Origin of the sequence: Flavobacterium sp. (genome assembly GCF_027482425.1) — a bacterium.
Lineage (GTDB): Bacteria > Bacteroidota > Bacteroidia > Flavobacteriales > Flavobacteriaceae > Flavobacterium.
On record NZ_JAIXWA010000059.1, the window covers coordinates 1 to 12,441 of the forward strand.

Consider the following 12,441-nt stretch of genomic DNA (forward strand, 5'->3'; position numbering starts at 1 on the left):
CTAAACTTGTTTTTTTTGTTTCTCTTAGGGGAATCGAACCCCTCTTGCAAGAATGAAAATCTTGAGTCCTAACCGATAGACGAACGGGCCTACTGCTCAAATGCGGATGCAAAAATACAACTATTTTTTACACGTGCAAGTCCGCTTTTAAACTTTTTTATATTTTTTAATAGGCCTTGGCAAACAAGACACGACCGCTAGATGGCGCCCCTGAAAACACACATTTTCCAGCCTCTTTTTCTTGGTCCAGAGGAATGCAACGAATGGTTGCTTTGGTTAATTCCTTTATCTTTTCTTCCGTTTCTGGTGTACCATCCCAATGGGCAGCCAAAAAGCCTCCTTTTGCTTCCAAAACCATTTTGAATTCATCAAAATTATCCACCTTAGTAATATGACTATCGCGGTACATAAACGCTTTTTGATACAAACTTTGCTGAATAGTTTCCATTAAATCAACAAGGTAGGCTTCTACCCCATCGCGGTGAACCACTTCTTTGGTTAACGTATCTCTTCGAGCCAATTCCACCGTTCCTTGTTCTAAATCTTTGGGGCCAATTGCCATACGAATAGGCACTCCTTTGAGCTCCCATTCAGCAAATTTAAAGCCTGGCTTTTGCGTAGTACGATCGTCAAACTTAACCGAAATACGCAATTTGCGTAAAGCCGCCAATATTTCATGAGCCACTGCACTGATGGCAGCTAATTCTTCTTCGCTTTTGTAAATCGGAACAATAACCACTTGAATCGGCGCTAAATTAGGTGGCAAAACCAACCCATTATCATCCGAATGTGTCATTACCAATGCTCCCATCAAGCGGGTTGAGACACCCCAGGAGGTTCCCCACACATACTCTTGTTTACCTTCTTTGTTAGCAAACTTTACATCAAATGCCTGTGCAAAATTTTGACCTAAGAAGTGTGAAGTCCCTGCTTGCAATGCTTTTCCATCTTGCATCAACGCTTCAATACAATAGGTTTCTTCAGCCCCAGCAAAACGCTCGTTGGCTGTTTTCACTCCTTTAATTACGGGAATTGCCATGAAATTTTCGACAAAATCGGCATACACTTGCATCATTTGTTCGGTTTCGGCAATAGCTTCTTCACGGGTAGCATGTGCCGTATGTCCCTCCTGCCATAAAAACTCAGCCGTACGCAAAAACAAACGAGTACGCATTTCCCAACGCACTACATTCGCCCATTGATTAATAAGCAACGGTAAATCACGGTACGATTGAATCCAATTTTTGTACGTAGACCAAATAATAGCTTCACTAGTAGGACGAACGACTAATTCTTCCTCTAGTTTAGCTTGTGGATCAACGATAAGTTTTCCTTTTTGGGTTTCATCCGCTTTCAAACGGTAATGCGTTACTACGGCGCATTCTTTCGCAAATCCCTCTGCATTTTTTTCTTCAGCTTCGAACATACTTTTGGGAACAAACAAAGGAAAATACGCATTGCTGTGACCGGTTTCTTTAAACATCCGATCCAACTCGGCCTGCATTTTTTCCCAAATGGCATACCCATAGGGCTTTATCACCATACAGCCCCGTACACCGGAGTTTTCAGCCAAATCGGCTTTCACCACCAGCTCGTTATACCACTTGGAATAATCCTCTTCTCGCTTTGTTAAGTTCTTACTCATAATGAACAGTTTGGCACAAAAATTGTTTAATCAAATTTTAACTAATTAGTTCGGCAAAACTAACTATTTTTGTAATGACCGACAATAAAAATGCTATAGATATGAAAACTAATTTCCTTTCCCAAATCCGTAATTTCCGTTGGCTCCCAGTAGTCACTTTGGGAATTTTGGTCACTTCTTGCGGTTCCTATCAAAATTCTTCCTATTACGACAACGATGGCGTATATGGTAGTACTGGAACCACTCGTACTAATGCTCCTCAACAGGACAATAGCAACAATGAATATTACCGTAATTATTTCAGCTCTCTAAACGAAGAGAGTCAAGAATTAATTACTGATGTTGAAAATTATACTACGCCACAAGACAGTACACAAACCACTGCGGCACGCACCGCTTCCTCCAACTATAATGGTTGGGGAAATAATGCTACCAATGTCACCGTCAACTACTATGACTCATGGAATGACGGCTGGGGTTGGAATGGCGGCTGGGGTCTTGGTTGGAACGCTGGCTGGGGCGGCTGGGGCTGGAACAACTGGGGTTGGAACGGCGGCTGGGGTCTCGGTTGGAATGCCGGCTGGGGCTGGGGCGGCTGGGGCGGCTGGGGTTGGAACTCCTGGTACGGTCCCGGTTGGGGTTGGGGTTGGAACTCTTGGTACGGACCCGGATGGGGCTGGGGTGGAGGTTGGAATAACCACTTTGCCTACAATGGGGGTCGTCGCAATACCATTTACCGCAACCCTTCTGCGCTTAACGGCCGTAATAGTGGAATTGGACGCACCAATAATGGTTTCACCCGAAGCAATAATTTTACCCGAGGCAATACCGTTCGTAACGGACGTGCAGATTACACCAATGGGGTACGTCCTGTAAACATTACTAGAGGGAATAGTGGCGTACGTCAAAATTACTCTACGAACAACACACGACCCAACAACTCAACAAATTCGGGTTCCGTGCGCAACAACAGTACTCAAAATAATACACCCACGCGTAGTGAATCTAACACACGAAGCTATACTCCTTCTCGATCAAATTATGGTGGTGGCGGTAGCTATGGTGGCGGTGGCGGCTTTGGCGGTGGCGGTCGTTCTGGTGGCGGTGGCGGTGGTCGTCGTTAATATATTCCATTTACAAACAAAGACTAGTTTTCTATGAAAAAGATATTTGCCTTATGCTTCACTGGATTGGTAATGACCTCTGGATGGAGCCAAGACATTCAAGATGCCTTGCGATATTCGGTGCAAGACCTTAATGGTACGGCGCGATTTCGCGCTATGGGAGGTGCTTTTGGTGCTGTAGGTGGTGATTTAAGTGCCATTTCTGTCAATCCAGCAGGCTCCGTGATTTTCAGCAATAATCAAGCAGGAGCAACCCTAACCAATTTTAACACTACCAACCGCACCAATTATTTTGGCACCCAACAACGGGAAAATAATAACCATTTTGATATCAATCAAGCGGGAGGTGTGTTAGTTTTTGTAGACCCTCTTAAAAAATCAGATTGGAATAAATTTGCTGTAGCTTTAAATTATGAGAATACGCAAAATTTGAACAATTCTGTTTTTCTTAGCGGTGTAAATCCCAATAATTCAATTGACCAATACTTCCTAAGTTTTGCCAATGGTAGAAATCCCTCTGAAGCAGTTCCATTTGGGGCGCTAAATGATTTCTCCTTCGATGAGTTATTTTTTAACGAACAACAAGCCTATCTTGGGTATAACTCCTACATCATTGACCCCGTAAGTAATAATCCGAATAATACTTCCTATTTTACCAATATTGCTCCGGGTGGAAATTATGCCCAAAGCTTTTTGCTCAACTCTTCCGGATATTCAAGTAAATTATCGGTGAATGGGTCAGCTCAATATCAAGATTGGTTGATGCTCGGAATCAATTTGAACTTTCATTTTGTCGATTATCGCCAAAGTACTTCGTTTTTTGAAGCCAATTCAAATCCCCGCTATCCCACCGGTTCCACTGTAGATCGTGTGCGTTTTAACAATGATTTGTACACTTACGGGAACGGATTCTCAATACAATTGGGTGCCATTTTTAAAGTACACAAAAATGCTCGTTTGGGACTTGCCTATCAATCCCCTACTTGGTTTCGCTTGAATGATGAATTACGTCAGTACATCGCTACCTCGGGTTTTGGTCTCAATGCAGATGCCAACAACACACAGTATAATTCAGTTGTTGTGGATCCCAATGTAACCATGATTTTCGAGCCCTATCGTTTGCGTACAGCCGATCGAGTTACGGCATCGGGTGTCTTTTTGTTTGGCAAACGCGGTTTAATCAGTGCGGATATCTCGCAACAGTTTTACCAAGGCAACACCTTTACACCGCAACGCGATTTTAGTGCTGAAAATGCTATCATCGATAATCAATTACAGGCGGCCACAGAAATTCGCTTAGGAACCGAATACAAATACAAACAATGGAGTCTTCGTGGAGGGTATCGTTGGTCTGAAAGTCCTTATAAAAACCACTATACGATGGGCAACTTAACGACCTATTCGGGAGGGTTAGGGTACAATTTTGGCGATACACGCTTGGATGTATCTTACAGTCACGGATGGCGAAATTTCAACCAACAAATGTTCAACCGTGGATTGACCGATACAGCGCGCAGTCGTGCCGTGTTTGACAACATTTCTGTGACCCTTCTTTTTGAATTATAATTCTACTATACCCTACAAAAGCCGTCGGTTCGATGGCTTTTTTTTTATGCTGTTTCCTTTTTGAGACTGAAATAAATAGCCTAATTTTGCAGTCCATTTTTCAAAAACTATGAGAACCAAATCGGTCAAAAAAAATAAGATCAACGTAATCACCTTAGGGTGTTCAAAAAACACGTATGATAGTGAAGTCTTAATGGGACAATTGCGTGCCAACGGTAAAGAGGTGGTACATGAACAAGAAGGCAATATTGTGGTTATCAACACCTGCGGATTTATTGATAATGCCAAAGAAGAATCGGTAAATACTATATTGGAATACGCCGACAAAAAAGAACGCGGCGTGGTTGATAAAGTTTTTGTCACTGGCTGCCTTTCTGAAAGATACCGCCCTGATTTGGAGAAAGAAATTCCAAACATTGACCAATATTTTGGGACTACTGAATTGCCTCTTTTATTAAAAGCTTTGGGTGCCGATTATAAGCATGAACTTTTGGGAGAACGACTCACTACGACTCCTAAAAATTATGCGTATTTAAAAATCGCCGAAGGATGTGACCGGCCTTGTAGTTTTTGTGCCATTCCATTGATGCGCGGAAAACATATATCACAACCGATTGAAAAATTGGTAAAAGAGGCTGAAGGATTGGCCAAAAATGGTGTTAAAGAATTGATTTTAATTGCCCAAGACCTCACCTATTACGGATTGGATTTATACAAGAAAAGAAACTTAGCCGAACTTTTGGAAGCCTTAGTGAACGTTGAAGGTATTGAGTGGATTCGGTTGCATTATGCCTTTCCTTCAGGATTCCCCATGGATGTTTTGGAGGTTATGCGACGGGAACCAAAAATTTGTAATTACATCGATATTCCATTGCAACATATTTCTGATGCCATTTTAAAATCGATGAAACGTGGAACGACACAGGAAAAAACAACGCGATTGTTGAAAGAATTTCGAGAGGCTGTTCCGGGTATTGCCATTCGTACAACATTAATTGTAGGATATCCCGGCGAGTCGGAAGAAGATTTCCAAATTTTGAAAGACTGGGTTAGCGAAATGCGCTTTGAACGTTTGGGTTGTTTTACGTATTCACACGAAGAAAATACGGGAGCATATGCGCTAGAAGACGATGTCCCTGAAGCTATAAAATTGGCGCGTCAACAAGAAATCATGGATATTCAATCGCAACTATCTTTTGAATTAAATCAAGAAAAAATCGGTCAAACGTTTCGTTGTGTCATCGATCGAAAAGAAGGGAACTATTTCGTAGGACGCACAGAATTTGATAGTCCCGATGTCGATAATGAAGTATTGATTGACGCCTCACAACACTATTTAAAAACAGGAGAATTTACAACGGTACGTATTTTTGACGCCAGTGAATTTGACCTTTACGGAGAACCGATATAATTTGTATCTTTACGAAAACGAAGTTATTATGAAAAAAATCGCTTTGCTATTTTGTTGCACCGTAACGCTCACCGGTTGGGCACAAATGGGCATGATGAATAACGGTATGGGGGGCATGGGTCGCTCTGGTATGGGAATGCAACCGCCAATGTCTCGTGAAAAGACACCGGAACAACTTGAAAAAGAACGGTTAGAATCGGTCCAAAAAACGGTAGATAAATTAAAAACCGATTTGAAACTGGACGAATTACAAGTGATCATTGTTCAAAAAGAATTTGATGCCAGCTCCAAAAAAATCAATGCCATCATGAAAAAAGAAAACATGGCACAGGATGAAAAGCTGAGCGAAATTAGCGCCATTAATGAAACGGCTGAACGCAATGTGATGAACTTCCTGAATGACGAACAAAAGAAAAAATTTAAGGAAATCATATTAGACCGTCAAAAGAGGATGGAAGCTATGAAAACTAGATCCTAAAATAAAAAACTCCTGAGTCACCTCAGGAGTTTTTCGTTCTTCTTAATCACCTTTATATCGAAAACTTATGATTTTGCAATCACAGTTCCTTTAAAAGTCAACACTTTTGGCGTTTCTTCAGCATTGGTGGTTACCGTAATAGTTTTGGCAAACGCTCCAGCAGCAGCTGCATTGTAGGTAGCTTTTACATACCCAGTTTTCCCAGGTGCTACGGCTTCTTTGGTATAATCGGCTGCAGTACATCCACAAGAAGGTTTTACATTGGTAATCAATACCGACTTAGTCCCTGTGTTTTTAAATGAAAACTCGATTGTTTTAGGAGTTCCTTGTGGAATTTCACCTACATCTACAGTTTCTGATTTCCAAACTACAGGAGAAGCCTCTTTGGCCGAAACGGTAGTGGGTTGCTCAATTACGGTCGCTGTTGTGAATGACATCAATCCGAAGGCTAAAGCCGCTAAAGTAATTTTTACTGTTTTCATACGAAATGAATTTTTGGTTTTATAATTAAAGTAAGTTTTCTAATTGCTATGATACAAATGTAAATCCAATTTCGATAGTAGGTTGTTAACCGCTCTCGAATCTTTGTTAATGACTTGTTAACAGTCGGTATCCACCCATTTTTTAAGTAATTTTGAGACTCAATATTTTGCTTTTGAAGACCAAAAAACTCAATATCGTCATCGTTCTTGGCATGATTGCTACCTTAGGCATTCTGATTGCTCAGTTGCTTTGGACACGGGAAGCCTTTAGCTTGGAGGAAAAAAAATTCACCCAAAAAGCCCACATTGCACTCTTGGAAGTCGTCAAAAAACTCTATGAGGGTAAAGATAGCGAATTACCGCCCAACAATCCCGTAGAGAAAGTAGCCAATGACTACTACATTGTGAATGTTGAAAATGATTTTCAACCCGATATTTTGGAATATTATCTGAAAACAGAATTCGCCAAAATGAACATCACAACCGACTTTGAATATGCCATGTACAACTGCAATAGCGATGAAATGGTGTATGGCAATTACGTAGCGATGAGCGATAAAAAACCGAGTACCCATAATGTCTATTTTCCGAAACACAAAAATCTCGTTTATTATTTTGCCGTGCGGTTTCCCAATGAAACGTCGTATTTATTAAGCTCGCTACGGTTTTGGTTTGTATTATCCTTCGCCTTAATGGTTGTACTCTTGGTGTATGTGTACTCCATTTATACCATTATCCAACAAAAAAAATACTCCGAATTGCAACGGGACTTCATCAACAACATGACCCATGAATTCAAAACGCCCCTCTCCTCTATCCTACTCGCTTCGAGTTACCTCAACAAGCAAGAGGTGATCCGCGAGCAAAAAAAATTACACGACTACACCGAAATCATCATCAATCAAAGTAAAAAACTAAATCACCATATCGAAAAAGTTTTAAACATTGCCAAAAGCGATGAATCCCCTCTAGCCCTTCAACCCGAGAAATTGGCTTTACTCCCGCTTTTAGAAGAAGCCGCTGAAACCATTAAATTAAAAAACGAACAGGTTAGCGTGACGATTCAAGCGGAACGCGATTATACTATTGAAGCTGATCGGTTTCATTTTTCCAACATCATTTATAATTTGTTGGATAATTCTGTTAAATACTGCAACTTACAACCGATAATACAAATTCAAGTTGACGAAGACCGCTTCGGGTTACGTTTGCAATTTATAGACAATGGAATTGGAGTAGCACCCAAAAATTTAAATTTAATCTTTGATAAATTTTATCGCGTCGCGGACCAAAAAAGCAATGAAGTAAATGGATTTGGTTTGGGATTGTTTTATGTTAAAAAAATTTGCATCCAACACCAATGGAAGATTAGCGCTCAAAATAACAAAGAACACGGACTGACGATAACGATTCAAATTCCAAAAAAACACTATGCATAACTTCAAAATTCTCTATGCGGAAGATGATGAAACCATTGCGTTTCTTACAAAAGATCATCTAGAAAATTTCTATGCCGTAGACCATTTTGCCGATGGAGCTGCGGCCTTGGAGGGTTTCCTTTCGAGCGAATACGATTTGTGCATCTTAGACATCATGATGCCCAAAATGGATGGTTTTGAATTGGCAGAGGCCATTCGAAAAAAGAATCAAGAAATTCCCATTATTTTTCTTTCCGCCAAAACCCTGAAGGAAGATCGTATTCGGGGACTAAAAATTGGTGCCGATGACTATTTGGTAAAACCCTTTAGTATTGAGGAATTAATGTTGAAAATCGATATTTTTTTACGTCGTTCTCATAAAAAAGCAGCGCCACCGCCAAGCCCATTTTATACCGTGGGAACCTATCAATTTGATGCCGCCAATTATCGCGTATTCAATGATACGGAGACCATTTCGCTCACCCAACGGGAATCGGATTTACTAAAACTTTTTTTAGACCATAAAAATCAAGTCCTTAAACGTGAAGAAATCCTAAAAGCCTTGTGGGGCGAAGACGATTACTTTATGGGCCGAAGTTTGGATGTTTTCATTTCTCGCTTGCGTAAAATATTTGCTGGACAAGACGGCATTACCATTGAAAACTTACACGGCATCGGATTTAAATTTAATTGTGAGGCGTAAGGGAAATGTTTTTGAATACTAATTTATTGTAAAAGCCAAAAACTATTTCATTAGACTCAAAAAAAAACCTGCACAATTGGCAGGTTTTTCTTTTATAACGGGATGTTTCCATGTTTTCGGTTTGGTACTATAACTTCTTTATGTTCCAGCATCGCAAAGGCTTTGATCAACTTTCTACGGGTGTCGCGGGGCACAATTACCTCATCGACAAAACCGCGTTGCGCTGCCGTGTAAGGGTTGGCAAACAATTCGGCATATTCCGCTTCTTTTTCCAACAACTTTGCTGCGGGATCGGCGGCTTCACTAATTTCTTTTTTGAAAATAATTTCCGATGCTCCTTTTGCACCCATTACGGCAATCTCTGCGCCAGGCCATGCAAAATTCATATCGGCACCAATATGTTTGGAATTCATTACATCATAGGCTCCCCCATAGGCTTTTCGGGTAATGACAGTCACTTTCGGAACCGTCGCCTCACTCAAGGCATACAATAATTTAGCGCCATGAACAATAATCCCATTCCATTCTTGGTCCGTTCCAGGTAAGAATCCGGGAACATCAACCAACACCAATAAAGGAATGTTGAAACAATCGCAAAAACGGGTAAAACGAGCGGCTTTAATCGAACTCTTTACATCCAAACAACCGGCCAAATACATCGGATTATTGGCAACAATACCAATGCTTCGTCCCGCCAAACGGGCAAATCCAACGACAATATTTTCGGCATAATCTTTATGAATTTCAAAAAAGGAATCCTCATCAATAAGTCCGTTAATCACATCGTGCATATCATAGGGCTTGTTGGCGTTATTGGGCACAATGGTATCCAACTGTTCGCGCAACTCTTCCCCTAAGGTATACGGTAACTTTGGTGTTTTCTCTTTGTGGTTTTGTGGCATATAACTCAACAAGCGTTTGATGTCTTCCAAACATTCCACCCCATTGGGTGAGGTTAAATGGGCCACACCTGACTTGGTCGAATGGGTACTTGCTCCTCCTAATTCTTCCGAAGTCACTTCCTCATTCGTTACAGTTTTCACCACATTCGGACCCGTCACAAACATATAGCTGTTATTTTCCACCATAATGGTAAAATCGGTAATCGCTGGTGAATACACGGCACCGCCTGCACAGGGCCCCATGATCGCTGAAATCTGAGGAATCACCCCACTCGCCTGAACATTACGGTGAAAAATGTCGGCATACCCTCCCAACGAACGCACACCTTCTTGAATACGGGCGCCCCCTGAATCGTTTAAGCCAATCATAGGGGCACCATTACGCATGGCCAAATCCATCACTTTACAGATTTTCTCCGCGTGGGTTTCAGAAAGTGATCCCCCAAAAACGGTGAAATCTTGGGCAAACACATACACCAATCGGCGATTAATTGTACCGTAACCCGTTACTACACCATCACCATAATACACCTCTTTATCCATCCCAAACTCGGTGGTACGGTGGGTTACCAACAATCCAATTTCTTCAAACGAACCTTCATCCAACAAATACTCCACGCGTTCACGGGCTGTTAAACGTTTCTTTTCGTGTTGTTTGGCAATTCGATTGGCACCTCCACCCAATTGGGCCAAGGCGATTTTCTCATTCAATAGTTGTATTTTATCTTCCATAATATCGTAACTAAGCGTTGGGAATGCGTAAGACTTTTTTATCGTTCAAATAATGTTGTAAGGCCAAATAGGCTGCAATTTCGGCCTCAGTATCCAATTGTAATTTCAACTTTTCGGCATCATAGTATTTTTTCACAAAACCCGTATCAAATTCCCCCGAACGGAATGCTTCATGTTGCATCACAAATTTTCCAAAAGGTAACGTCGTGGCAACTCCTTTTACACTATAATTGTCAATTGCTTCAATCATTATTTCTATGGCCTCCTCACGCGTTTCACCGTAGGTTACCAACTTCGACAGCATTGGATCGTAATAAATCGGTACATCCATTCCTTCGGCAATACCGTTATCCACTCGAATTCCTTCCCCTTCAGGCAAGCGATATACTTCAAGATTCCCCACATTGGGCAAGAAATCGTTCATGGGATCTTCGGCATACACGCGTAATTCCATCGCATGACCTTGAATTTGCAAGTCTTCTTGCTTCATGGGTAAGGCTTCACCGCGGGCAACCCGAATTTGCCATTCGACCAAATCCAAACCCGATATCATTTCGGTCACGGGATGTTCGACTTGCAAACGAGTATTCATTTCCAAAAAATAAAAATTCAGATTTTCATCAAGTAAAAATTCTACGGTACCAGCGCCAAGATAGTCACAAGCCTTGGCCACTTTTACGGCAGCTTCGCCCATTTCTTTGCGTTTTTCAGGAGTTAGTATTGCAGAAGGCGCTTCCTCAACTACTTTTTGGTGACGGCGTTGTACTGAACATTCGCGTTCGAATACATGAACCACATTACCATGACTATCCGCCATTACTTGGATTTCGATATGGCGGGGTTTGGACACATATTTTTCAATAAAAACCGATCCGTCACCGAAAGCTGACGTTGCTTCACTGATGGCGCGTTCCATTTGGGCTTCAAAATCGGCTTCGCGTTCTACTACCCGCATTCCTTTTCCACCACCTCCAGCAGAGGCTTTGATTAAAATAGGGAAGCCCACTTCCTTGGCGGTTTTTTTCGCTTCTTCCACATCCACAATCGCATGGTCAACCCCAGGCACCATCGGAATATCATAATGCATTACGGCTTCTTTGGCCGCCAACTTACTTCCCATCATTTCGATGGCTTTGGGTTTGGGTCCGATGAAAATGATCCCTTTTTCCTCACACAAAGCGGAGAATGACGCATTTTCACTCAAGAAACCATAGCCTGGATGAATGGCATCAACACCTAGCGATTGCGCTACTTCCAAGATTCTATCTCCTTTTAAATACGATTGTGCTGAAGGTGCGGGTCCGATACACACCGCTTCATCCGCAAATTTGACATGGAGTGCATTACGATCGGCTTCCGAAAATACAGCTACCGTTTTTATTCCCATCTTTTTGGCGGTTTTCATCACACGAATCGCAATTTCTCCGCGGTTAGCCACTAATAGTTTGGTTATTTTTTTCATGATTCAAATTCAATTAAAAGTTGGCCTTTATCCACCGCTTGTCCTTTCACCACAGCAATGGATTTAATTTTACCCTCCCGTGGTGATAGAAAACTGTTTTCCATTTTCATGGCTTCCAAAATCAAAAGTGGATCGTTTTCTTGAACTTCATCGCCAACCTCCACATTGATTTCCAAAATCAAACCGGGCATTGGGGCTTTGATGGCATTAACCACTTTATGGCGTCCGCGTTCAATACCCATACGACCGATCAATTGATCTAATCCATCGGCAATGGATACTTCATAAGTATTGTTATTGACCTTAATCGTATATTTTTTAGCGACAAAATCGGCAGCTACAATTTCAACAGTATAGGATTGATTGTTTTTTAAGATATGAAACGAATGAGTTCCCGTGGCCACGGCATCGAGGTGTTGCAACGAACTTTCGTCAAGGTCAAATGTTGCCCCAGTGTGCACAGAAAGGGTATAGGATTTTTGCATAGTGCTGTCATTTTAGGATTGTAAATTTAGGGA

Annotated in this window: 11 protein-coding genes; 6 read left to right on the forward strand and 5 right to left on the reverse strand. The window is 41.5% G+C overall.

Annotated elements, in window-relative coordinates:
• Nucleotides 1-166: 166 nt before the first annotated feature.
• Nucleotides 167-1,645: a proline--tRNA ligase gene (proS, locus tag Q0037_RS08750; RefSeq protein WP_297517259.1), complete on the reverse strand. Its 1,479-nt coding sequence runs from the start codon at nucleotides 1,643-1,645 to the stop codon at nucleotides 167-169.
• 101 nt (nucleotides 1,646-1,746) lie between these two features.
• On the opposite strand from proS, the gene Q0037_RS08755 reads away from it, so the two are divergent.
• From Q0037_RS08755 to Q0037_RS08770, 4 genes are all read left to right on the forward strand, one after another.
• Nucleotides 1,747-2,769, forward strand: a complete 1,023-nt coding sequence (locus Q0037_RS08755) for a hypothetical protein (RefSeq protein WP_297517260.1) — start codon at nucleotides 1,747-1,749, stop codon at nucleotides 2,767-2,769.
• 33 nt (nucleotides 2,770-2,802) lie between these two features.
• The gene (locus Q0037_RS08760; RefSeq protein ID WP_297517261.1) at nucleotides 2,803-4,335 is read left to right on the forward strand and encodes an OmpP1/FadL family transporter; all 1,533 of its coding nucleotides are present in this window, start codon (nucleotides 2,803-2,805) and stop codon (nucleotides 4,333-4,335) included.
• 109 nt (nucleotides 4,336-4,444) lie between these two features.
• Entirely contained in the window at nucleotides 4,445-5,746 is a 1,302-nt protein-coding gene (gene rimO, locus Q0037_RS08765; RefSeq protein WP_297517262.1) for a 30S ribosomal protein S12 methylthiotransferase RimO, read from the forward strand.
• A gap of 28 nt (nucleotides 5,747-5,774) precedes the next feature.
• Entirely contained in the window at nucleotides 5,775-6,224 is a 450-nt protein-coding gene (locus Q0037_RS08770; RefSeq protein WP_297517263.1) for a hypothetical protein, read from the forward strand.
• Nucleotides 6,225-6,289: 65 nt separating this feature from the next.
• Here Q0037_RS08770 and Q0037_RS08775 read toward each other — a convergent pair whose 3' ends face one another.
• Nucleotides 6,290-6,706, reverse strand: a complete 417-nt coding sequence (locus tag Q0037_RS08775) for a DUF1573 domain-containing protein (RefSeq protein ID WP_297517264.1) — start codon at nucleotides 6,704-6,706, stop codon at nucleotides 6,290-6,292.
• Nucleotides 6,707-6,879: 173 nt separating this feature from the next.
• On the opposite strand from Q0037_RS08775, the gene Q0037_RS08780 reads away from it, so the two are divergent.
• Both Q0037_RS08780 and Q0037_RS08785 read left to right on the forward strand, forming a co-directional pair.
• Nucleotides 6,880-8,145, forward strand: a complete 1,266-nt coding sequence (locus tag Q0037_RS08780; RefSeq protein WP_297517265.1) for a sensor histidine kinase KdpD — start codon at nucleotides 6,880-6,882, stop codon at nucleotides 8,143-8,145.
• Nucleotides 8,138-8,827, forward strand: a complete 690-nt coding sequence (locus Q0037_RS08785) for a response regulator transcription factor (RefSeq protein WP_297517266.1) — start codon at nucleotides 8,138-8,140, stop codon at nucleotides 8,825-8,827. Before Q0037_RS08780 ends, Q0037_RS08785 begins: the two co-directional genes overlap by 8 nt.
• 92 nt (nucleotides 8,828-8,919) lie before the next feature.
• On the opposite strand, the gene Q0037_RS08790 is transcribed toward Q0037_RS08785, so the two are convergent.
• From Q0037_RS08790 to Q0037_RS08800, 3 genes are read right to left on the reverse strand one after another with little or no spacing between them, the layout of a single operon-like run.
• Nucleotides 8,920-10,461, reverse strand: a complete 1,542-nt coding sequence (locus Q0037_RS08790; RefSeq protein ID WP_297517267.1) for an acyl-CoA carboxylase subunit beta — start codon at nucleotides 10,459-10,461, stop codon at nucleotides 8,920-8,922.
• 10 nt (nucleotides 10,462-10,471) lie between these two features.
• Nucleotides 10,472-11,914: an acetyl-CoA carboxylase biotin carboxylase subunit gene (accC, locus tag Q0037_RS08795; protein ID WP_297517345.1), complete on the reverse strand. Its 1,443-nt coding sequence runs from the start codon at nucleotides 11,912-11,914 to the stop codon at nucleotides 10,472-10,474.
• 5 nt (nucleotides 11,915-11,919) lie between these two features.
• Entirely contained in the window at nucleotides 11,920-12,408 is a 489-nt protein-coding gene (locus tag Q0037_RS08800; protein WP_297517268.1) for an acetyl-CoA carboxylase biotin carboxyl carrier protein subunit, read from the reverse strand.
• Nucleotides 12,409-12,441: the final 33 nt, after the last annotated feature.